General features: G+C 60.3%; 24 protein-coding genes and 1 pseudogene. 15 read left to right on the top strand and 10 right to left on the bottom strand.

Translation table 11 applies throughout. The features are described from left to right. Positions 1-24 precede the first annotated feature (24 nt). The gene (gene mnmD / locus O3W47_RS13490) at positions 25-780 is read right to left on the bottom strand and encodes a tRNA (5-methylaminomethyl-2-thiouridine)(34)-methyltransferase MnmD (protein WP_269313948.1); all 756 of its coding nucleotides are present in this window, start codon (positions 778-780) and stop codon (positions 25-27) included. On the opposite strand from mnmD, the gene O3W47_RS13485 reads away from it, so the two are divergent. From O3W47_RS13485 to O3W47_RS13435, 11 genes are all read left to right on the top strand, one after another. Next, a complete protein-coding gene (locus O3W47_RS13485; RefSeq protein WP_269313947.1) occupies positions 779-1,987 on the top strand; it encodes an NAD(P)/FAD-dependent oxidoreductase in 1,209 nt (402 codons plus the stop codon). The two genes, mnmD and O3W47_RS13485, sit on opposite strands and share 2 nt — an antisense overlap. A 96-nt stretch (positions 1,988-2,083) precedes the next feature. After that, complete coding sequence (locus tag O3W47_RS13480) at positions 2,084-2,791, top strand: DUF1045 domain-containing protein (protein ID WP_003524263.1); 708 nt, start codon at positions 2,084-2,086, stop codon at positions 2,789-2,791. Between the two features lie 204 nt (positions 2,792-2,995). Then, complete coding sequence (gene puuE, locus O3W47_RS13475; protein ID WP_127757960.1) at positions 2,996-3,919, top strand: allantoinase PuuE; 924 nt, start codon at positions 2,996-2,998, stop codon at positions 3,917-3,919. Further along, on the top strand, positions 3,919-4,416 hold the full coding sequence (gene uraD, locus O3W47_RS13470; protein WP_269313946.1) for a 2-oxo-4-hydroxy-4-carboxy-5-ureidoimidazoline decarboxylase: 498 nt from the start codon (positions 3,919-3,921) through the stop codon (positions 4,414-4,416). The genes puuE and uraD overlap by 1 nt, the downstream gene beginning before the upstream one ends. Positions 4,417-4,469: 53 nt before the next feature. Then, positions 4,470-4,760, top strand: coding sequence for a nucleotidyltransferase family protein (locus O3W47_RS13465; protein ID WP_035220685.1), 291 nt, complete (start codon positions 4,470-4,472; stop codon positions 4,758-4,760). Beyond that, on the top strand, positions 4,757-5,119 hold the full coding sequence (locus O3W47_RS13460) for a HepT-like ribonuclease domain-containing protein (protein ID WP_262533627.1): 363 nt from the start codon (positions 4,757-4,759) through the stop codon (positions 5,117-5,119). The genes O3W47_RS13465 and O3W47_RS13460 overlap by 4 nt, the downstream gene beginning before the upstream one ends. 67 nt (positions 5,120-5,186) lie before the next feature. Then, positions 5,187-5,480 carry a nucleotidyltransferase family protein gene (locus O3W47_RS13455; protein WP_269313945.1) on the top strand — a complete coding sequence of 98 codons (294 nt, stop codon included), beginning with the start codon at positions 5,187-5,189 and terminating at the stop codon, positions 5,478-5,480. Next, positions 5,477-5,839: a HepT-like ribonuclease domain-containing protein gene (locus O3W47_RS13450; RefSeq protein WP_269313944.1), complete on the top strand. Its 363-nt coding sequence runs from the start codon at positions 5,477-5,479 to the stop codon at positions 5,837-5,839. Before O3W47_RS13455 ends, O3W47_RS13450 begins: the two co-directional genes overlap by 4 nt. Positions 5,840-5,842: 3 nt before the next feature. Then, positions 5,843-6,343: an ureidoglycolate lyase gene (locus O3W47_RS13445; RefSeq protein WP_080816078.1), complete on the top strand. Its 501-nt coding sequence runs from the start codon at positions 5,843-5,845 to the stop codon at positions 6,341-6,343. Continuing rightward, positions 6,340-6,696 (top strand): hydroxyisourate hydrolase, encoded by a 357-nt coding sequence (gene uraH / locus O3W47_RS13440; protein WP_127757906.1) that lies wholly within the window; start codon positions 6,340-6,342, stop codon positions 6,694-6,696. Before O3W47_RS13445 ends, uraH begins: the two co-directional genes overlap by 4 nt. A 5-nt stretch (positions 6,697-6,701) precedes the next feature. Continuing rightward, on the top strand, positions 6,702-7,445 hold the full coding sequence (locus O3W47_RS13435; protein WP_269313943.1) for a metallophosphoesterase family protein: 744 nt from the start codon (positions 6,702-6,704) through the stop codon (positions 7,443-7,445). Between the two features lie 3 nt (positions 7,446-7,448). Here the strand turns inward: O3W47_RS13435 and O3W47_RS13430 are convergent, their stop codons facing one another. Then, on the bottom strand, positions 7,449-8,741 hold the full coding sequence (locus O3W47_RS13430; RefSeq protein ID WP_269314839.1) for a D-alanyl-D-alanine carboxypeptidase: 1,293 nt from the start codon (positions 8,739-8,741) through the stop codon (positions 7,449-7,451). A gap of 189 nt (positions 8,742-8,930) precedes the next feature. Here O3W47_RS13430 and O3W47_RS13425 point away from each other — a divergent pair, with 189 nt between their 5' ends. From O3W47_RS13425 to O3W47_RS13415, 3 genes are all read left to right on the top strand, one after another. After that, the gene (locus O3W47_RS13425) at positions 8,931-9,515 is read left to right on the top strand and encodes a TetR/AcrR family transcriptional regulator (RefSeq protein ID WP_174025351.1); all 585 of its coding nucleotides are present in this window, start codon (positions 8,931-8,933) and stop codon (positions 9,513-9,515) included. Beyond that, entirely contained in the window at positions 9,512-9,856 is a 345-nt protein-coding gene (locus O3W47_RS13420) for a DMT family transporter (RefSeq protein WP_059754268.1), read from the top strand. The genes O3W47_RS13425 and O3W47_RS13420 overlap by 4 nt, the downstream gene beginning before the upstream one ends. 71 nt (positions 9,857-9,927) lie before the next feature. After that, the gene (locus O3W47_RS13415) at positions 9,928-10,128 is read left to right on the top strand and encodes a hypothetical protein (RefSeq protein ID WP_269313942.1); all 201 of its coding nucleotides are present in this window, start codon (positions 9,928-9,930) and stop codon (positions 10,126-10,128) included. A gap of 5 nt (positions 10,129-10,133) precedes the next feature. On the opposite strand, the gene O3W47_RS13410 is transcribed toward O3W47_RS13415, so the two are convergent. The 4 genes from O3W47_RS13410 to puuD form a co-directional block, all read right to left on the bottom strand. Next, complete coding sequence (locus O3W47_RS13410; RefSeq protein ID WP_269313941.1) at positions 10,134-11,267, bottom strand: alpha-hydroxy acid oxidase; 1,134 nt, start codon at positions 11,265-11,267, stop codon at positions 10,134-10,136. Positions 11,268-11,346: 79 nt separating this feature from the next. Next, positions 11,347-12,066, bottom strand: coding sequence for a sulfite exporter TauE/SafE family protein (locus tag O3W47_RS13405; protein ID WP_269314838.1), 720 nt, complete (start codon positions 12,064-12,066; stop codon positions 11,347-11,349). Between the two features lie 306 nt (positions 12,067-12,372). Next, positions 12,373-13,683 (bottom strand): guanine deaminase, encoded by a 1,311-nt coding sequence (gene guaD / locus O3W47_RS13400; protein WP_269313940.1) that lies wholly within the window; start codon positions 13,681-13,683, stop codon positions 12,373-12,375. Beyond that, a complete protein-coding gene (gene puuD, locus O3W47_RS13395; RefSeq protein ID WP_269313939.1) occupies positions 13,680-14,942 on the bottom strand; it encodes a urate hydroxylase PuuD in 1,263 nt (420 codons plus the stop codon). The genes guaD and puuD overlap by 4 nt, the downstream gene beginning before the upstream one ends. Positions 14,943-15,448: 506 nt before the next feature. On the opposite strand from puuD, the gene O3W47_RS13390 reads away from it, so the two are divergent. Then, a complete protein-coding gene (locus tag O3W47_RS13390) occupies positions 15,449-15,787 on the top strand; it encodes a hypothetical protein (RefSeq protein ID WP_162936601.1) in 339 nt (112 codons plus the stop codon). Here O3W47_RS13390 and O3W47_RS13385 read toward each other — a convergent pair. The 4 genes and pseudogenes from O3W47_RS13385 to xdhA all read right to left on the bottom strand — a co-directional run bounded on the left by O3W47_RS13385 (position 15,763) and on the right by xdhA (position 21,982). Beyond that, complete coding sequence (locus O3W47_RS13385; protein ID WP_020810938.1) at positions 15,763-16,692, bottom strand: LysR substrate-binding domain-containing protein; 930 nt, start codon at positions 16,690-16,692, stop codon at positions 15,763-15,765. The two genes, O3W47_RS13390 and O3W47_RS13385, sit on opposite strands and share 25 nt — an antisense overlap. Positions 16,693-16,929: 237 nt before the next feature. Then, positions 16,930-17,769 (bottom strand): xanthine dehydrogenase accessory protein XdhC, encoded by an 840-nt coding sequence (gene xdhC, locus O3W47_RS13380; protein WP_269314837.1) that lies wholly within the window; start codon positions 17,767-17,769, stop codon positions 16,930-16,932. Between the two features lie 207 nt (positions 17,770-17,976). Further along, entirely contained in the window at positions 17,977-20,316 is a 2,340-nt protein-coding gene (gene xdhB / locus O3W47_RS13375; protein ID WP_269313938.1) for a xanthine dehydrogenase molybdopterin binding subunit, read from the bottom strand. A gap of 197 nt (positions 20,317-20,513) precedes the next feature. After that, positions 20,514-21,982: pseudogene (gene xdhA, locus O3W47_RS13370) on the bottom strand (xanthine dehydrogenase small subunit). Positions 21,983-21,988 lie beyond the last annotated feature (6 nt).

Genomic DNA, 21,988 nt, shown 5'->3' with positions numbered 1-21,988 from the left:
ACTGGAACACGCTTCTGCTTGGCGTCAGTCGGAGGGTTTGGTCCCGCAGAGCATTTCCCGCTTTCCGGCAAAACCTTTCCGGCGCTCCAGCTCAAAACCGGCGGCGATGAGGTTGCGGCGAACGAAGCCGGCGGCGGCATAGGTGGCGAATGTGCCGCCGGGCGCCGTCTTTGCGAAAAGCGCCTGCATGATTTCCAGCGACCACATGTCCGGATTGCGCGCGGGTGCGAAGCCATCGAGAAACCAGGCGTCGAAACTTTCCTCGCTTGCGGAAATGCCGGCGAGCGCCTCGCCACAGACCACCGTCAGGCGTGTTTCGTCATCGAGCTGGATTTCGACCCGTCCTTTCGGCTCGGCGGGCCAGAGGGCGGTGAGCGCCTTGCGTTCGGCATCCACTTCCGGCCAGCGGGACAGCGCCCGGTCGATTTCCTCCGCCTTCATCGGGTAGAGTTCGAAGGAGATGAAATGCAGACTGGAGCGGCCGTTGCGCATCTCTTTCCACTGGCGCCATGTCTCGCAGAGGTTAAGCCCGGTGCCGAAGCCCAGTTCGCCGATGCGGAAGGCGCCCTCCCGTTCGAGCCAACGTTCTGGCAGGCCGTTTCCGGAGAGGAAGACATGGCCGCATTCCAGCCGGCCATCCGTCTGGCAATAAAAATGGTCGTCAAAGGCCAGTGAATAGGGCATATCCCCGTCACGCCAGTCGAGCGCGGTGGGGACTTCCCCGGCCGGTGAACCGGCCGCTGCGCCGGTCTCTGTGATATTTTCGTTGGAATGTTTCATGGCTAAAGCCGATAATCCCGCTTTCGAACAGGGTCAATCTCCAAGATTGCCGGCCTCCGTGCCGCTTCTCGTCGTCGGCGGCGGCATCATGGGGCTATGGGCCGCCGTCAAGGCGGAACGGCTCGGCATCGATACATTGCTGGTGGAGGCGGATCGCCCCGGCGGCGGCGCCAGCGGCGGGCTGCTGGGCGCGTTGATGCCGCATATGCCGGACCGCTGGTCGGACAAGAAACAGTTCCAGTTCGATGCCCTGGTTGCGCTGGAAAAAGAGATTGCCGGGCTGGAAGCGGAGACCGGGCTTTCCGCCGGCTACCGCCGCGCAGGTCGTATCATTCCGCTGCCGAAGCCGCACCTGCGCGCCATTGCCGAACGGCACGAACGGGATGCGCTGGAGAACTGGGTGTCGGGCGAGCGCCGGTTTCATTGGCATGTCGGCGACAGGCCTTCGGTCGCGGGCTGGGTGGATGAGGCGGCGGGTGAGGCGGGTTTCGTGTTCGATACGCTGGCGGCGCGGGTCTCGCCACGTGCGATGATCGCCCTTCTTTCGGCTTTTCTCGGCATGGCGCGGCATGTGCGGCTGGCGGGAGGTTACCGCGTTCTTTCGCTCGACGCGGATGCCGGGCGGGCGGTGCTCTCATCGGGCGACGAGGTTTCTTTCGGCCATGTCATCATCGCCAACGGCCATGGTTCCTTCCCCCTGATCCGCGACGCCCTCGGCCTGGAGGCTGGCGTGACGCTGGGGCAGGCGGTGAAGGGGCAGGCGGCGCTTCTCGACGCGGCGGCCGACCCGGCGATGCCGGTCGTGTTCCTGAACGGTCTTTATATCGTGCCGCATGAGGATGGCACCGTCGCGATCGGCAGTACCAGCGAAGATTGTTTTTCCGATCCCTTCAGTACCGATGAAAAGCTCGAAAAACTGCTGGCGGACGCGTCTGCCGTTGTCCCCTCGCTTGCCGGCGCGCCGGTGCTGGAACGCTGGGCCGGGCTGCGCCCGAAGGCGGTGGGGAGGGACCCGATGGTGGGCACGATCCCCGGCCATCCGAAGCTCGTTGCGCTGACCGGCGGCTTCAAGGTCAGCTTCGGGCTTGCGCATTTTCTTGCCGATGCGGCGTTGCAGAGCGTGTGCGGTCACACACCTGTCATCCCCTCGGGCTTTCACCTTCAACAACACGTGAGTATTGCCGTCGCGGACTTTAGAAAGTTCTGATCAGGCCGCTTACGTCGTTAATCTGTCACGCAAATCACTTATCTGCTGGCCTGCAACGAGGCCGGTTTGTCCGCTTTTGCGGCGAGGTGACAGCGCATGCGATACGCCATTCATTTCACGCCTTCCCCCAATGACCCCCTGACGCAGGCGGCCGCCGCGTGGTTGGGGCGCGATGCCTATTCCGGTCAGGCGGTGGAGCCGCCGGGCATGATCGATCTCGGCATGCAGGAGATTTCCTACCATACGGCGCTGCCGCGCCGTTACGGTTTCCACGGCACGATCAAGGCTCCCTTCCGTCTTGCGGAGGGCCATTCCGAGGCCGCGCTTCTGCGCGACCTGATGTATTTTTCCGGCAGGCAGGAGCCCTTCACGCTGCCGCAACTGGTGGTGGCAAGGCAGGAGAATGTCTTCAGCCTCGTTCCCGAGCGCCCCTGCGAAGTGCTGCATTTTTTTGCCGCCCGCGTGGTGCAGGAATTCGACCGTTACCGGGCGCCGCTCTCCGACGCGGAAATCGAGCGCGCGGATCCGGACCGGCTTTCGGCATCGCAGCTCACCAATCTGCATCGCTGGGGCAGCCCGCATGTGATGGACGAGTTCCGGTTCCAGATGTCGCTGACCGGCGGTGTGGAAGCGTCCAGCAGCCAGAGGATAGAGCGGGCCGTGCGCAAGGTTTTCGAGCCGCTGCTGACGCGATCTCTGCAGTTTTCCAGCCTTGCGCTTTTCATCGAGGATGAGCCGGGCGCGCCTTTCCGGGTACACTCGCTTCACCCCATGGGCCGCGTTTCTGCCCGAAAGATCGCCTGAATAGCGCTCCGGAGTAATCGTATACAAAAAAGCATCGGAATGTCGGCAAGATTGATCTCGACATTCCGGATGCGGATGCTACCGTTCGGATATCGCATATCTGAAGCGTGTGTTCTCCCCGTTCCGGGTCATCGCGCTTCGGAGGTCTGTTTTATGTCTCCCGAAATCGGTTTCCGCCTTGGGAGAGATGGTCTGGGTGGCTGCATGATTTCCGAAAATTACTCCCGCAATCTGGTGGGCTATGGCCGCAATGTTCCCGATCCGAAATGGCCGGGCGGCGCGCGCATCGCCGTGCAATTCGTCATCAATTACGAGGAGGGCGGCGAGAGCTGCATTCTCGACAATGACAAGGCGTCGGAATCGCTGCTGTCGGAAATCGTCGGCGCCCAGCCCTGGCCCGGCCAGCGCAACCTGAACATGGAATCGATCTATGAATATGGCTCGCGCGCCGGCTTCTGGCGGCTGTGGCGCATGTTCACCGGTCTTGGCGTCACCACCACCGTTTATGGCGTGACAGCCGCCATGGCCCGCAACCCGGAAGCCGTTGCGGCGATGAAGGAAGCGGGTTGGGAAATCGCCAGCCACGGTTATCGCTGGCTGGAATATAAGGATTTTTCCGAAGAAGAAGAGCGCAAGCATATAGTCGAAGCCGTGCGTCTGCATACGGAGGTTACCGGCGAGCGTCCTTACGGCATGTATCAGGGCAAGCCTTCGGACAATACGCTGCGCCTTGTCATGGAAGAGGGCGGTTTCCTCTATTCGTCGGACTCCTATGCCGACGATTTGCCCTATTGGGTGAAGGATGCGAAGGACGAGCCTTTCCTGATCATTCCCTATACGCTCGAAACCAACGATATGCGTTTCGCCACGCCCCAGGGCTTCAATTCCGGCGATCAGTTCTTCACCTATCTGAAGGATGCTTTCGACGTGCTTTACCAGGAAGGTATCGAAGGCGCGCCGAAGATGATGAGCGTCGGCCTGCATTGCCGCCTTGTCGGCCGTCCCGGCCGCGCGGCAGCACTTCGCCGTTTCATCGAATATGTGCTTGGCCATGAGAAAGTGTGGATCCCGCAGCGCATAGAGATCGCCCGTCACTGGCATGAACATCATAAGCCGGAGGTGCTTTGATGGTGACGCGTGAGGATTTTGTCACCCGTTTCGGCGGCGTGTTCGAACATTCGCCTTTCATCGCCGAACGGGCCTATGATGCCGGCGGAGCCGGCCTGGAACTGACGGCGAAGGCGGTTCACGCCGCGCTTGGCGCGCAGTTTCGCGGCGCTTCCGAGGCGGAAAGGCTCGGCGTGTTGCGGGCGCACCCCGATCTGGCCGGCAAGCTGGCGATTGCGGGCGAGTTGACGGCCGACAGCCGCAACGAACAGGCCGGTGCGGGGCTGGACCGGCTTACCCCGGAAGAGCACGCCCGTTTTACCGCATTGAACGGCGCCTATACCGAAAAATTCGGCTTTCCCTTCATCATCGCGGTCAAGGGGCTGAACAGGCACGATATTCTCTCGGCATTCGAGACGCGCATCGGCAACGGTGCAGCCGAAGAATTTGAGACGGCGACGGCGCAGGTGGAAAAGATCGCCTGGCTGCGCCTTTCCGCGATGCTGCCGGAAGGCTGAATTGGCGAGTGGTGGCCGTTCTGCTAGAATCGCGCCGTCTGGAGATGAAGATCATGAGACCGTCCGAGGTGCTGGAAAAGAACAGGGAAGCGATCCGCGAAGCGACGAAACGCTTCAACGCGGCGAACCCGCGCGTGTTCGGCTCCGTCGCCCGCGGCGAGGACCGGCCAGACAGCGATCTCGACATTCTGGTGGATGCGCTGCCTGGCACAACACTGTTTGATCTCGGCGGTTTGCTGGAGGAATTGAAGGCGCTGCTTGGTGTGGAGGTCGACGTCGTCACCTCAGGCGGCCTGCATTCGGATATACGGGCGCGCGTTCTGAAGGAAGCCAAAGCGGTATGAGTACGGATCGGCTTCTGCTCTATCTGAAGGAGATGGATGTTGCCGCCTCCAGAATACAGGATTTCATTCAGGATATGGATGAGGCCGCTTTTTCTTCCGACACGCGGACGCAGATGGCGGTCATGATGGGTCTTGCCCTGATTGGCGAGGCGGTCGCCAAGCTGGATAAGCACTACCCCGCATTTTTACAGCAGCACCCGGAAATCCCCTGGATCAAGATGAAGGGTATGCGCAATCTGATCGTGCATGATTATTTCCGGGCGGAGCTCTCGGTCGTCTGGAAAACGATAACGCAGAGCATTCCGGATTTGCAGGCGCGTCTGTCCCTCCTCCGAAACTGGTATGCTGAGGGTGAGTGATTTTTTGATATGATGCCGGAGAGAATGAGGCCGTTTCGTTATAATGATGGGTCTGGAGATTGAGATCATGAGACCGTCCGAGGTGCTGGAAAAGAACAGGGCGGCGATCCGCGAAGCGACGAAGCGCTTCAACGCGGCGAACCCGCGCGTGTTCGGCTCCGTCGCCCGCGGCGAGGACCGGCCAGACAGCGATCTCGACATTCTGGTGGATGCGCTGCCGGGGGCAACCCTGTTCGATCTGGGCGGCCTGTTGGAAGAGCTATCGGCCATCATGCGCGGCACGGAAATTCATCTGTTGACGCCGGGGGACTTTCCCGAGCGCGTCCGTGTGAAGGTTCTGCAGGAAGCGAAGCCTGTATGAGCGTCGAGCGGCTGCATGTTTATCTTCAGGATATCAGGCAGGTTGCTTCGGAAACCATCGACTTTGTCCGGTCGAACACAAAGGATGAATTTTTGGCTGATCTCGTCCGCCAACGGGCGGTCGCGATGAACCTTCTGATTATTGACGAAACGACCGCCCGCATCATGGAAGAGTTCCCCGCTTTCGTGGCGGATTTTCCCGATATTCCGTGGGTCAAGATGCGCGGCATGCGAAACAGGATCGCGCATGGTTATATGAGCATCAATCTTGAAACGGTCTGGGATACGACACAGACGGCTATACCGGACCTTCTGGACAAACTCTCCCTCCTCCGAAACTGGCATGCCCAAGGTGAATGACATTTGACTGATTTTCTCGACATAAAACCTCTCACCAGAGAGGCATTCGCATCCTTCGGTGATGTGATCGAAACGACACCCTCTTCCATGCGGCATATCAATGGCGGCCAGACCGAGCGGCACCATGCGCTCGCAGCCCCGGAGGCGGCGGGTGAGGGCGCGCGTGTCATCCTCAATATTTTCCGCGGGCAGCCGCGCGCCTTTCCGCATCAAATCGAGATGATGGAACGGCATCCGCTCGGCAGCCAGAGTTTTTCGCCGCTTTCCGGCCGACCTTTCCTCGTGGTCGTCGCCGATGACGATGGCGGCCGGCCGGGGCGGCCGCAGGTGTTTCTGGCGCGGGGCGATCAGGGCGTGAATTACCGCCGCAATGTCTGGCATTATCCGCTGATGCCGTTGCAGGCGGTTTCGGATTTTCTGGTTGCCGACCGCGATGGGCCGGGTAACAATCTGGAAGAGTATTTTTTCGATAAGCCCTATATGATCGCGGAGCCCAAGCCATGACCGGTTTGACTACCCATGTCCTCGATGCCGCCCATGGCACGCCTGCCGAAGGGCTGACGATCGAGCTCTACCGGCTCTCCGGCGATCGGCGCGAGAAGCTGAAGACGGTGCAGACCAATAGCGACGGCCGTGTCGATGGCGGGCCTCTGCTTGCCGGCGACAGTTTCAGGGCCGGTGAATATGAGCTGGTTTTCCATGCCGGCGATTATCTGCGCGGCAAGGGCGTCGCGCTGCCGGAGCCGGCCTTTCTCGATATTATCCCAATCCGCTTCGGCATTGCCGATGAGAGCGGCCATTACCATGTGCCGCTTCTGCTTTCGCCCTATAGCTATTCCACCTATCGAGGAAGCTGACCGCCATGATCTTCGCCGCGATTGCCGATATTCACGGAAACTGCGCCGCGCTTGAAGCCGTGCTGGAGGATATCGCGAGGCTTGGCATCAAGGATATCGTCAATCTCGGCGATTGTTTCAGCGGCCCGCTGGAAGCGGGGTTTACCGGCGATGTACTTGTTAGCAACTGGATTCCCAGCATTCGCGGCAATCATGACCGGGAACTGATCGAGCGTGCGCCGGAAGAGATGGGAAGCTGGGAAAGGCCGGCGCATGCGCAGCTGAGCGCCGCCCATCTGGACTGGCTGCAAACCCTGCCATTCAGCATGGTGTTCAAGGATGTCGCCTATTGCTGCCATGGCTCGCCGCGTGACGATCTGGAATATTGGCTGGAAACGCTGTCGCCGGAAGGCGTTCTGAAATTGCGGCCGCTCGCCGAAATCGAAGCCATGGCGGAAGGCATCGCGCAGCCGCTGATGCTGTGTGGCCATACCCATATTCCCCGCACCGTGCAGCTTTCCGACGGCCGGCTGATCGTCAATCCCGGCAGCGTCGGCTGCCCCGGCTGGAAGGACGACACGCCTTTCGACCATCACGTCGAGGCCGGTCATCCGCTTGCCACCTATGCCGTGCTGGAAGAGACCGGGCGCGGCTGGCAGGTCTATTTCCGCAATATCCGTTACGACAATATGGCCATGGCCGAAATGGCGAAGGTCAATGGGATTCCGCATCTCTCCGATGCGCTGGCGAGCGGTTGGCTCAAGCGCTGATCCTCACCCCTCGCTGGTCATCACCACGCAGGAATAAGATTGCGCCTTCAGTTCCTTGCAGGCGGAAACCGCCGAAGACTGGTCTTCGAAGCCGGTGAAACGGGCGCGGTAGAGGGTTGCCGATCCGCTTTGCACGGCTTCGGTGTAGGGCGCGATCCCGGCATAATTTCCGGCGATGTTGGAGCGGGCATTGGCGAGCAGCGAGCGGGCGGCGGCTTCGCTGTCGGTGGCGGCGATCTGCACTTCCCAGCGGCTTCTCTGGCTGGCGGAGGCCGCCGCGGGAGCCGGCCGCGGGATGGCCGAAACCTGCATCATGTCGGCCATTCGGTTATTCGCCGTGGCGATCTGCATGGCGACCGGATCCTGGCGGCGCTCGGCGAACATCGGCAATGGTACGGAGGCGGGCGGTACTGAAGCGGCGGGCGCGGCTGCGGGCGTCACAGCAAAGGTGCGGCTGACATTGGCGCTGGCAACGAGCTGTTCGGTGTTGCGGCTTCTCGATGCCTGCGGCACGGCCTTGTCGAGAAGGGCGGCCATCTGCGCATCGCGGCTGCGCGCGGTCTTGCCGCCCAGCACGACGCCGACGACGCGGCGGCCATTGTGATTGACGGCGCTGACGAGGTTGAAACCGGAAGCATTGGTATAACCGGTCTTGATGCCGTCCATGCCCTGATAACGATACATCAGATTGTTGTGGCCACGAATGCGTTTTCCCCGGAAACTGAAGGATTCCATGGCGAAGAGATCGTATTCCTTGGGAAAGTCGCGCTGCAGCGCCAGGCCGAGTTTCGCCATGTCGCGCGCCGTCGTCACCTGCGATTTGCTGGGCAGGCCGGAAGCGTTGCGGAACACCGTTTTCGTCATGCCGAGCTGGCGGGCCTTGCGGGTCATCATCTCGGCGAACCTTGCCTCGGAGCCGCCGAGATGATCGCCCATGCCTTCCGCCATGTCGTTGGCGGATTTGACGATCATGCCATAAACGGCTTCGCGCACGGTGAAGGTCTGGCCCTGACGCACATAAAGCTTGGAGGGGATGACGGCTGCACCATTCTTGGACATCTTTATCTTCTGATCCCAGCGAATGCGGCCGGCGTGCAGCGCCTCGAAGGTCATGTAAAGCGTCATCATCTTGGTGAGCGAGGCCGGGTGGTTCAGCACGTCAGCATTGCGGGCGGCCAGAACCTTGCCGGTATTGGCATCCATGATGAAATGGGCGTAACCGGCCTGTGCAGGCGATGCCTGCAATGAGAGGATCGCGCAAAAGAAGGCGAGTGCGAAGACCCATGCGCCCGCCATTCCCCGTTTGATCGTTCCCGACATAATTCACCCCTTTTGTTCGGCCGCCGCGATGAGCGAAGTTTTACTGACACTTTCCGGCAACAAAACCGCTAAAACTTTAGAGATCGCTTTCATGCTTAATTAAGTATGAATTTCAAGCCGGCGGCAGCCCTCACAATTTCCTTGCAAAGAAACCAACCGTCCGGTATGTTACGAAATATGAAAAATGCACATGAACGAAAAAAGCAGCCTGAGATCGTTCGCCGCAGTCTTCTCGATTGCGCGGCGAAACTCGCTGCCGAGCAGGGTGTTGCAGCACTTTCCGTGCAGGCGGTGGCCGATGCGGCGGGAGTGACGAAGGGTGGGTTGTTTCATCATTTCGCCTCCAAGCAGGCTTTGCTGGAGGCGGTGATGGCGGACCTTCTTTCGGCGCTGGACGCGGAAATCGACGTGCTCATCTCACAGGATTGTGAAGCTTACGGATGCTTCACGAGGGCCTATGTGAACGCGGTTTTCGCCGATCGCGACCGGGAATCGGGCAGGCAATGGGCGGCATTGTCGGTTTCGATGGTCGGTGAACCGTCGCTCAGGCGCATGTGGACCAGCTGGTTCGAAGGGCGTCTCATCCGTCATAAGGAAACGGATGAGGGGGTGGTATTGGAACTCGTAAGGCTTGCGGCGGACGGCATCTGGTTTGCCGATCTTCTGGCCGATGACGGCAGGGCAGGTGGCGACAGGGCGGCTCTCAGAGCCCGGATGATCGCCCAGACGAAAAAGGAAATGGAACAATGAACGCGGCTATCTTCACCTACGGGGCGCTCGTCGCGGCCATTGTCTGCGAGGTCATCGCCACCTCGTTCCTGCAGCAGTCGCAGCAGTTCACCCGGCTGTTGCCGACGGTGCTGATGGCGTTGTTTTACGGTGCGGCCTTTTATCTGCTGTCGTTCACGCTGCGGGCGCTGCCAGTCGGCGTGGCCTATGCGATCTGGAGCGGGCTCGGCATCGTGCTGATTTCCGGCATCGGCTATTTCGTGTTCCGCCAGACGCTGGATATCGCCGCCGTTGTCGGCCTCGGGTTTATCGTGACGGGGGTGGTGATCGTGAATGTGTTTTCGAAGACGGTGGGGCATTGAGGCAAATGTTCCGTTCTAAATAAATTCACTTGTGTTCCTCATTTGTTCCTGTATTGATGAGTGATATGCGCATGAGTGCATCCATTGAAAAAAGGATGGCACCCATGCGCTCTTTGCGTAAAAAAACTCAAAAAACCAGAAAAGCTCCGACGGGCGCATTTTGGCTTGCAACAAAGTCAGTCGATGTTGTTTGCCGCGAGTCGATTAGAGCCATTCTTAAAGAAGAAGTTTGGCCTTTTATGAAAAGCCTCTTGGATTGGTTTTTCGGTTAAGTGAGTCAAGCCAGAACGCTGCGGTCCACATCCGTAATCAGCCGCTTGCCGCAAAGCGCCATGCTGACATCCATCTCCTTGCGGATGATTTCGAGCGCCGTTGTCACACCCTGCTTGCCCCCGGCACCGAGGCCATAAAGGAACGGTCGGCCGATATAGGTGCCCCTGGCGCCGAGCGCCACGGCTTTCAGCACATCCTGACCGGAGCGAATGCCGCCATCCATGTGCACCTCAACCCTGTCGCCGACGGCATCGACGATCTTCGGCAGCATGGCGATGGAGGAGTGGGCGCCATCGAGCTGGCGGCCGCCATGGTTGGAGACGATGATGGCGTCAGCGCCGGTATCGAGCGAGGCGCGGGCGTCCTCCTCGTCAAGGATGCCCTTGAGGATAAGCTTGCCGCCCCAGCGTTCCTTGATCCATTCGACGTCTTTCCACGAAAGGCGCGGATCGAACTGCTCCGCCGTCCAGGAGGAGAGCGAGGAGAGGTCAGAGACATTCTTGGCGTGGCCGACGATGTTGCCGAAGCTGCGGCGCTTGGTGCGGGCCATGTCCATGCACCATTTCGGCCGGGTCGCCATCTGCCAGATATGTTTCGGGGTGAATTTCGGCGGTGCGGAGAGGCCGTTGCGCAAATCCTTGTGGCGCTGGCCGAGAATTTGCAGGTCGAGCGTCAGCACCAGTGCGGAGCAGCCAGCGGCCTTCGCCCGGTCGATGAGATTATTGACGAAATCCCGGTCCTTCATCACGTAGAGCTGGAACCAGAAGGGTTTCGAAGTGACGGAAGCGACATCCTCGATGGAGCAGATGCTCATGGTGGAGAGCGTGAAGGGCACGCCGAATTCTTCGGCTGCTTTCGCGGCCAGCATTTCGCCATCGGCGTGCTGCATGCCGGTCAGTCCGGTGGGGGAGAGGGCCACCGGCATCGAAACCTTCTCGCCGACCATTTCTGTGGCAAGCGACCGGTCGATCATATCCACCAGCACGCGCTGGCGCAGCTTTATCTTGGAAAAATCATCCTCATTCGCGCGGTAGGTGCCTTCCGTCCATGCGCCGCTATCGGCGTAGTCGAAAAACATTTTTGGCACACGGCGCTGGGCCTGATTTTTCAGGTCCGCTATGGTCAGGATTTTGCCCATGGATAAAGCCTTCACATTTGAATGATGGCTTCACATAACATGAATGGGACGGCTGCAACATCAAAATCGACAGGGCTCATCACCAGAAAGCCCGCAAAAACAGCTCGGCTCCCAGTATGAGCAGGCAGATGAGGAACCAGCGCCGGAATGTGGCGGGGCTGACGATATAACGGATCTTCTGGCCAAGCCACATTCCGGCAAGAGCCGGCAGGACGGCCAGCGCGGATAGCGACAGATGCTCGATGTGAAAGGCATTCTGGGAGGCTAGGCCGACGGCGAGCGCAATGGTCGAAACGGTGAAGGAAAGGCCGAGCGCCTGCACGAGATCGTCCCGGTTGAAACCGAGCGACTGGATATAGGGCACGGCGGGCACGACGAAAATTCCGGTGCCGCCGGTCAGCAGGCCGGTTGTCAGCCCTATGGCCGGCGAGAGCCTGGATTCCAGCCGCGCCGGAACGGAGAGGGGTTTGGCGAAGAGGCTGTAGGCCGCGTAAGTCGCGAGGCATAATCCGAGCGCCGAGGTGGTCCAGACGCCGGTGCCTGCCGTCATCAGCCGGATGCCGATGAGAGTGCCGGCGGCGATGGCGATCATCATCGGCCACAGCCGCGCGACGATGGCCCTGAAATCCGGCCCGGCCAGCAATTGCCAGATATTGGTGACGAAGGACGGCAGGATGAGCAGGCCGGCGGCAAGGACGGGCGGCATGAAAAGGCCGAGCACGCCCATGGCGACGGTCGGCAGCCCCATGCCGGTCACGCCCTTGACGATGCCGGCGACGATGAAGGTCGCGAAGACCATGAGCATGGTGGTTGTGTCCAAATCCGGCACGGTGCACTCCAGAGGTCATTCGCATTTCGGCCGGGATGGCGTCGGGCGATCACTAAGAATCGAGCGGGTGCAGCTCGTTTCTTCTCCCCGCCGGGGAGAAGGTCGCGGCAGCGGGATGAGGGGGCAAGGGCAACGATAGGCCGAGAGCTTGCCCCCTCATCCGACCCTTCGGGCCACCTTCTCCCCGGTGGGGAGAAGAAAGAGGCGGCACACGCTCGATCCAATATGTGACGGATGTAAACGAGTTAGCAGCTTTATGTTTCGGCCTCAGCCGAACTATGCCAGCACGCTTTTCATCGCCTTGCCGGCCACATAGGTTTCCACCACGGTGCGGTCATCACCCATGGTCAGCATCAGGAACAGCTCTTCCGTCAGGCTGTTCACCACCTCCATCTTCAGCGCCATGGCGGGTGTCGAGTAAGCGTTGAGCACGGTGATGTCCGCGTCCGTGCCGGCCTCCAGCGTACCGATGCGGTCGACCATGGACAGCGCTTCGGCATTGCCGCGCGTCATCAGATACCAGCTTTCCAGCGGGTTCAGGCGCTCGCCCAGCAATTGCTGGATCTTGTAGGCCTCGTCCATGGTGCGCAGCATGGAATAGCTCGATCCGCCGCCAATATCGGTGGCAACCGCGATACGAACAGGCTTTTCGCGCCGTTGCAGCTTCTTCATCGGGAACAGGCCGGAGCCGATGAAGAGGTTCGAGGTGGGGCAATGTACGGCCACCGCGCCGGTTTCCGACAGCACGTCCGCTTCGCGCTCCGAGAGGTGGATGGCGTGGCCGAGCAGGGTTTTGGCGCCCATCAGGCCGTAACGCACATAGATATCGGTATAGTCGGTCGCTTCGGGGTAAAGCTCGCAGGTATATTTGATCTCGTCCAGATTTTCCGAGAGATGCGTCTGGATGAAGAGATCGGGGAATTCCTGCGCCAGCGCCTGGGCGGCTTCCATCTGCTTCGGGGTGGAAGTGATGGCGAAGCGCGGCGTGATGGCGACGTGGTTGCGGCCCTTGCCGTGCCAGTCGGTAATCACCTGGCGCGTCTCGTCATAGGAGGTTTCCGGCGTGTCCAGCAGTCCCAGCGGGGCATTGCGGTCCATCATCACCTTGCCGCCCACCATCAGCATGTTGCGCTTCATGGCCTCAGTGAAAAAGGCGTCGGCGGAGGTCTTGTGCACCGAGCAATAGGCAGCGGCCGTGGTGGTGCCGTGGCGCAGCAGCTCGTCGTAGAAATGCGTGGCGATGCGCTGGGCATGGGTGCTTTCGACGAAGCGGCATTCTTCCGGGAAGGTGTAGGTGTTCAGCCATTCCAGCAGATTGGCGGCATAGGAGCCGATAACCTGCATCTGCGGGAAATGCAGGTGCATGTCGATGAGGCCGGGCACGATGAGATGCGGCCGGTGATCCTTTTCCTCGACGTCTTCGGGGGCTGTCTTACGGATATCGGCATATTCGCCAATGGCGGCGATCCTGCCGTTTTCGATCAGCAGGCCACCGTCTTCGATATAGAGATAGCTTTGCGTATCGTCGATGGAGAGCGGCGCGCGGCGGAAGCTCAGCAGGCGGCCACGCAGCAGAACCATGCTCATTCAGTTTTTCCTTCGGCTTTTCCAGCCCCGGAAACCGCACTTTCATACCAGGCGGTCAGCACCTTGCGCTCATCCGGGGTGATGGCGGTGATGTTTCCGGGAGGCATGGCATGGCTGCGGCCGGCTTGCAAATAGATTTCGCGCGCATGGGCGGCGATCTGTTCGTCGGTTTCGAGCTTCACGGATTTGGGTGTGAAGGGCACGCCTTCCCACACCGGCTCGGCCGCATGGCACATGGAACAGCGGCCCTGAACCACATCGCGCGCTTTGGCGAAATGGGCATCGGTTACGAATTGCTGCTGCATGGGGGAGAGGGTGGCGGCCTTCTGCTCCTCCTCGCCGGTCAGCACTTTCGGCACGGTGGAAAGCCACATGATGACGATGAAGATGAGGGCGGTGAGAAGCCAGGTCCATGTCGGTTTACCCTTACGGGCATGGGTGGTGTTGAACCAGTGGCGGATGGTGACGCCCATTAGGAAGACGAGTGCCGCGATGATCCAGTTAAACTGCGTGGCAAAGGCCAGCGGATAATGGTTCGACAGCATGAAGAAGATGACGGGCAGCGTCAGATAGTTGTTGTGCAGTGAACGCTGTTTGGCGATGCGGCCATATTTCGGGTCCGGCGTGCGTCCGGCAATCAGGTCTGCGACGACGATCTTCTGGTTGGGAATGATGATGAAGAACACGTTCGCCGACATGATGGTGGCGGTAAACGCGCCGAGATGCAGGAAGGCGGCACGGCCGGTGAAGACCTGCGTATAACCCCATGCCATCGCCACCAGCGCGACATAAAGCACGATCATCAGGCCCCAGGTATTGTTGCCGAGCGGCGATTTGCAGAGGAAATCGTAAAACAGCCAGCCGATGGCAAGCGATGCCAGCGACAGACAGATGGCCTGGAACTGGGTGAGCGCCAGCACGGAATGATCGATGAGGAAGAGATCGGCACCGCCATAATAAACGATGCAGAGCATGGCGAAACCGGAAAGCCAGGTGACGTAGCTTTCCCATTTGAACCATGTCAGGTGTTCGGGCATCTGGGCAGGCGCGACCAGATATTTCTGGATGTGGTAAAAACCGCCGCCATGCACCTGCCACTCCTCGCCATAAGCCCCCGGCGGCAGATGCGCCCGTTTGACCAGCCCGAGATCGAGCGCGATGAAATAGAAGGACGAGCCGATCCAGGCGATGGCGGTGATGACGTGGAGCCAGCGGACGGCAAAGGCCATCCATTCCCACGCAATGGCGTATTCGTACATACGGTTCCCCTGATCCTTGTGCAGCGCACCTTGCGAGAAATTTGACCGTTAGGAAAGGGAAAAGCAGAGAGCCGGAGGTGATTGTTCACAATCTGACGCCTTTTGTGTCCGCAATCGCTGTTGAGTTCATTCTGCGTAAGGATTGGCCCGGTAAAGTTGCAGCCGCTTATTCCTGTCGCATAGTTTGTGCTTAGCTGGCTAACGCGACTCAGCTATTATCCTTTGTGCAGTCTGCCGATGTGCTAAAATATAAGGCTGCGGAGTCCTGCGGGGCGCCTTGCCGGAAATCCATTCCGGTTTTACGCCGATGCGCAGGGCTTCCATGACATGTTTCGCTGGCGGTTCTTCCGAAAGCGGGCGCTGCGAACCCTGGGTAGGGGCAGATCAGGGGGCAGGTATCGCAGTTCCCGGTGCCGTTGTGTCCGGGTGGGTGTTGATGTGAAATTTGAATAAAGGGACGCAATGATCTTCCGGCAGCCGCCGTTGTTTCAACGGAGACCATGCCGATGCGCCTTGTTCTGACGGTCCTCTTCCTGCTTTTGGCGTTCAGCGCCACCGCGCTTGCCCATGAATCCCATAAGGGGTTCAAATATGAAAGCTATTGCTGCAATGGCGACGCCGAAACCGGCGACTGCCAGATGATCCCCACGCGCAGCGTCCGCGTGACCCCCGATGGTTACGAGGTCTCGCTCGCACCCGGCGATCACCGCATGGTCACGCGACGCCACGTCTTCAACTGGTCGCAGCGCGAGGCAAGACGATCCGAGGATGGCGAATATCATCTCTGCCTGTTTCCGGATGAGGATACGCCGCGCTGTTTTTATGCGCCGGACATGGGGTTTTGAGGCAGTTGCTGCGGCCGGCTTTCCTCGATCCGCTTCAATATCCAGTCGCGGAACAGCCTGATCTTGCGGATGTTCCGGCGGTTTTCGGGGTAGACCAGCCAATAGTTCTTTCCTTCGCTGCTGAGGTGCTCGAAGGGTTGATACAGGCGGCCGAGCGCAATCTCATCGGCATAGAGTTCCGGGGTGAGCATGGCCACCCCCTGGCTGGCAATTGCGGCGGCGGCTTCGAAGGCCTGCACATTGAGGCGGCTGCGGGGATAACGGTCGAGGCCGGGATTTTCAACACCCACTTCCCGAAACCATTGGCTCCACCAGATGTCGCCGGGATCGATGATGCGCAGGCGCAGCAGGTCTTCCGGCTTGTGCAATCCGCCGATGCTTTCGGCAAGTCCCGGATGCAGCATCGGCGTGTAAACGCCGCGCAGCAATTGATGATAGATCAGCCCTTTGCCGTTATCTTTGCTCCAGCGAATGGCGACATCGCAGTCCGACTGGGAAAAATCGATCAATGCGCTTGATGTGTCCAGCCGCACGGCAATCGAGGGATGTTCGAGCTGGAAAGCACCCAGATGCCGCGAAAGCCAGCGTGAGGCGAAGGTAGCGGTGGAATGGATTGTCAGGGTCGCGTCGGACGTGTCGCGCACATTGTCGACGGCCTCCCGCAGATTATTGAAGGCTTCCGCGACTTTCGGCGCGAGTTTCTGCCCGGCCTCGGTCAGCGAGACCTGCCGCGCCTTTCTGATGAAGAGCGGCTCGCCGATATTCTCCTCCAGCAGTTTCACCTGATAGCTCACTGCCGTCTGGGTCATGCCCAGCTCTTCGCCGGCCTTGGTGAAGCTCAGATGCCTTGCGGCAGCTTCGAACACCCGCAGGGCATTGAGGGGAAACTGGCGGGACATTTTCATGGATAAGTTCTCTTTATGCCAATTGCCGAAGGTTTCATTGGTTTTTCTCCGGAAAACAGAGCATTTTTAGCTCAATTCATCAACTGAGCTTCTGACATTTTTGAATGGAGACGAACATGCGCACAGCACTCTTGCGCGCGTGGTCCCGCCTGCATGCGGGTCTGCGGACAGCGGAACGGTTTACTCTTGAAAGCCTTCAACCCGACAATCTGGCGGATGAAAGCCTGCCGGAGGGGCTCAGGCGCGATCTTGGCCTTGAGGATGGCCGTGTCGATTTTCGCTGTGACGGGTTTCGGCAGCGGAAAATGCTTGCAGCAACTCGGCTGCCACAAGGGCCGCTATGACGGCGGGGCGTTTGTCCCTGACGCTTGTGCCACCGATGGGCAGGGTGAGCTTTGCAATGCGGGAAGAGGGCTCACCTTCCCGTTCCAGCCAATGGGCGAAGGTGGCGCGTTTGGTCTTCGAACCAATCATGCCGACATAAGCGAGATCGTCGCGGGCAAGCGCTTCCTTCGCGATGAGGAAATCGAGCGCGTGATCGTGGGTGACGATGATGGCCGCGCCGTTTGCCGGGATTCTCGGAACGAATGCTTCCGGCATGGGGGTCAATATGGACGCCACCACTGAGGGAAGATCGTGCAGCTCGTTTTCACGGGTTTCCACCACCGTCAGGGTCAGGGGCAGCAGTGACAGGGCATCTGCCAGTGCCTTGCCGACATGACCTGCGCCAAAAATGAAGACGGCGGGCTGCTGTTCGGTTTCGCCCTTCAGCCGCGCCTCAAGCCCGGCAGCGATCTCTGCCGTTATCCGCCGGAAGCGGATAAGGGTGCGACCGCCGCAGCATTGGCCTATTTCCGGCCCTAGCGGAATATCCATGCGGTCTTCGGCAGCACCTGTTCGCAGCATGGCGCGGGCGTGGTCTATCGCCATATATTCGAACTGCCCGCCGCCGATGGTTTCCCAGATGGCGTCTTGGCTGACCAGCATGAAGGTGCCGGCCTCACGCGGGGATGAGCCTTTGACGGACTCGATTTCGACGAGGATTGCGGGGGTAGGGCGGGCTAGGAAAGTGGACAGGGGGTGTCAGGCATTGAGGCTGGCCCCCTCATCCGGCGCTTTGCGCCACCTTCTCCCGGCGGGGAGAAGAAACCCGGAGCACTGGCCCTGCCCACCTTACATGCTTTCAGGAAGTGCGAGACAGCACGGCAAATTTCTTCTCCCCGCCGGGGAGAAGGTGGCCCGAAGGGACGGATGAGGGGCGAGGCCGCATGGGTACGTCCTCCCTCACACCTTCTTCAACCGTTCCACCGCCATCAGCACCCGCTCCGGCGTTGCCGGTGCATCAAGCCGCGGGCAGACCTTGTAATCGGCGACGGAGGCGACGGCCATGGAGAGGGCTTCGAGAACCGAGATCGCCAGCATGAAGGGCGGTTCGCCCACGGCCTTGGAACGGCCGATGGTGGGCTCGGCATTTTCCGCCCATTCCGCCAGCTTGACGCTAAAGCTCTTCGGCCGGTCGGAGGCGAGCGGGATCTTATAGGTGGAAGGCGCGTGGGTGCGCAGCCGCCCCTTGCCGTCCCACCACAATTCCTCGGTGGTCAGCCAGCCCATGCCCTGCACGAAGGCACCCTCGATCTGGCCGATATCGATGGCCGGGTTCAGCGATTTGCCGACATCATGGAGAATATCGGTGCGTTCCATCAGGTATTCGCCGGTCAGCGTGTCGATCGACACTTCCGAGCAGGCCGCACCATAGGCGAAATAATAAAACGGCGTGCCACGGCCGGCGGCGCGGTCCCAGTGGATTTTCGGCGTCTTGTAAAAACCGGCGGCGGAGAGCTGCACGCGGGCGAAATAGGCCTTTTTGATGAAATCGTTGAAGGCGATTTCCTCAAGGCCGATGCGCACCCGGTTCGGCAGGAAGACGACTTCCTCTTCCGGCACATTCCAGTTCTCAGTGGCGAATTTGACGAGCCGCTCGCGGATCTGGCGGGCGGCGTCATAGGCCGCCATGCCGTTGAGGTCGGTGCCGGAGGAGGCGGCGGTGGCCGACGTGTTCGGCACCTTGCCCGTCGTCGTGGCTGTAATCTTCACCCGGCCGATATCCACCTGGAAGGCATCGGCCACCACCTGCGCCACCTTGGTGTAAAGGCCCTGGCCCATTTCGGTGCCGCCATGGTTCAGGTGGATGGAGCCGTCATTATAGATATGCACCAGCGCGCCCGCCTGATTGAAGGCGGTCATGGTGAAGGAGATGCCGAATTTGACAGGGGTGAGCGCGATGCCCTTGCGGATGATCGGGCTCGTTTTGTTGAACTCGATGATCGCCTCGCGTCGCGCGCGATAGTCGCTGGAGGTTTCCAGCTCCTCGACGATGCGGGCGATGATATTGTCTTCGACTTCCTGATGATAGGGCGTCGTGGTGCGGCCGGAGCCGGTCTCGCCGTAGAAATTCAGCTTGCGGATATCGAGCGGGTCCTTGCCAACGGCATAGGCGATCTCCTCGATGAACCGTTCTGCCCCCAGCATGCCCTGCGGCCCGCCGAAACCGCGAAAGGCGGTGTTGGAGACGGTGTGGGTTTTCAGCGGCCGCGAGGTGAGATGCACATGCGGGTAGAAATAGCTGGAATCGGCATGGAACAGCGCGCGATCCGTGACCGGACCGGAGAGATCGGAGGAAAAACCGCAGCGCGCGGCATAGGTGGCGTCGACGGCGTGGATGCGGCCTTCCTCATCGAAGCCAAGCTCGTAATCGACGCGGAAATCATGGCGCTTGCCGGTGGCGCTCATGTCCTCGTCGCGGTCCGGGCGGATTTTCACGGCCCGGTTCAGCTTCTTGGCAGCGATGGCGCAGAGGGCGGCGAACTGGTTGCCCTGCGTTTCCTTGCCGCCGAAACCGCCGCCCATGCGGCGCACCTGCACGGTGACGGCATTGGACGGCACCTGCAGGATGTGGCTGACGATATGCTGGATTTCGCTTGGATGCTGGGTGGAACTCCACAATGTCACCTCGTCATCCTCGCCCGGCACGGCCATGGCGATGTGGCTTTCGAGATAAAAATGCTCCTGCCCGCCGATCCGCATCGTGCCGGTAAGGCGGCGCGGTGCGACATCCATTTCCAGCTTGGCATCGCCGCGTTTCAGTGTCATTGGATCGATGACCAGCGCGCCGCCATTTTCAATCGCCGTGTCGATATCGGTGAAATGCGGCAGGTCCTTATAGGTGATCTTCGCCTTGCGGGCCGCCTTTCTGGCGATATCGCGGGTTTCGGCAAAAACCGCGAAGATCGGCTGGCCGTGGAATTCCACCTTGGTTTCGGCAAGCAGCGGTTCGTCGTGACGGCCGCCGGAAGAGATATCGTTTTCGCCGGGCACGTCCTTGCCAACCATGACCCAGAGCACGCCAGGTGTTTTTTCCACTTCCGAGAGGTCCATCGAGAGGATCTCGGCATGTGCCCGGTCGGAAAGGCCGAGCGCGCCATGGATCAATCCGGCGGGTTCGGGAATATCGTCGATATATTCGGCGCTGCCGGTCACATGCTTATGGGCGGAATCGTGCCGGAGCGAGGCGTGCATCGGGCCGTCGATTTCGGTCTTGGTCTTGTCGAAGCTTGTGGTGTCCATGGTTCAAGCCTCTCCTTCGCAGTCAGAATCGGTGTGTAGAAACGATAACCCACCCTCATTCCTGTGCTTGTCACAGGAATCCAGCCGACGCGCGTCTGCGCGGCGAGAGAATCCCTCCAGCCCAAGGACTTGGGCTGGCTGGATTCCTGTGACAAGCACAGGAATGAGGGAGGTTGAGCAGGTTGCCATCGCCATCATCACGCCTCCTCCAGCGAGAAACGGCTGAGTTCCTGCTTCTCCCCGAAGTCTCAAGGAAGAACCGCGTCAGCAGGTTCTTGGCCGTCAATTGGCGATATTCGGCGGTGGCGCGCCAGTCGGTCAGCGGTGTGAAATCCTCGTCCAGCGCATCGCGCGCCGCATCGATGGTTTCCTGCGACCACGCCTTGCCGAGAAGAGTTGCCTCCAGATGCGCCGCCCGTTTGGGCGTGCCGGCCATGCCGCCGAAGGCGATGCGGATGTCTTCTACCGCGCCGTCGGCATCGAGCGTCAGGTTGAAAGCGCCGCAGAGCGCGGAAATATCCTCGTCGCGCCGTTTGGAAATCTTGTAGACGGCATAGCTGCTTTCCGGTTTCCGGAACGGAATGAAAAGCTTTTCGACGAATTCGCCGCTCAGCCGGTCTTGTTTGCCGTAATCGATGAAATAGCTTTCCAGCGGCAGGCTGCGGTTGCCGGAGGAGGATCGCAAGGTCAGCGTCGCCCCCAGTGCGATCAGCGCCGGCGGCGTGTCGCCGATGGGGGAGCCGTTGGCGATATTGCCGCCGATGGTGCCCATATTGCGCACCTGCTCGCCGCCGAGGCGGTCGAACAGTCGGGCAAGCGGCGGGAAGTGTTCCGCAATGGTCTTGAAGGCCTGGCTGTAGGTGACGCCGGCGCCGAGTGTCACGCCCTCTTCATCCACGGCGATGGTTTGCAGATCCCCGAGATTGTTGATGAAGATCACCGGGTTCAGCGCCCGCATCTGCTTCGTCACCCACAGGCCGACATCGGTGGAGCCGGCAACGATGGTCGCCTTCGGCTCAGCAGCGTAAATCTCGGTCAGTTCGGCCAGTGTCGCCGGAATGATGGTGCGGTCCTCGCCGTGGGTGACGGTGATCGTTTCATTGGCGCGGATCGCCCAGAGCCTTGCCATGATATCGGTGCGGTCCCGTTGCAGCGGGTCGAACAGCGCGCTCGGGCGGGCAGCGGCGATCTTTTCGGCGGCGCGGACTATCGGCTCATAACCCGTGCATCGACAGAGATTGCCTTGCAGCGCCTTTTCGATGTCGGCGCGGCCGGGGTTTTCACTGGCAAGCCACAGGCCGTAAAGCGACATGATGAAGCCCGGCGTGCAGAAACCGCATTGCGACCCGTGGAAATCCACCATCGCCTGCTGCACGGGGTGCAGCGTGCCGTCGCGGGCGGCCAGATGCTCCACCGTCACGATATGGGTGCCGTGCAGCGAGCCTAAAAAGCGGATGCAGGCATTGACGCTCTCATAACGCAAGGAACCATCCAGCAGCCGCCCGACCAGCACCGTGCAGGCGCCGCAATCGCCTTCGGCGCAACCTTCCTTGGTCCCGGTCAACCGCTTGCTGATGCGGAGATAATCGAGAAGCGTGTCTGTCGGTCCGAAATCCTTCAGCGAAATGGTTTCGCTGTTGAGGATGAAGCTGATCGCGTCGTTCATGCAATG

The sequence above is a fragment of the Agrobacterium sp. LMR679 genome (assembly GCF_027157905.1).
In the GTDB taxonomy this organism is placed as follows: domain Bacteria; phylum Pseudomonadota; class Alphaproteobacteria; order Rhizobiales; family Rhizobiaceae; genus Agrobacterium; species Agrobacterium leguminum.
Note: the sequence above shows the minus strand (reverse complement) of the source record. Positions and strands in the feature narration are given on the sequence as shown.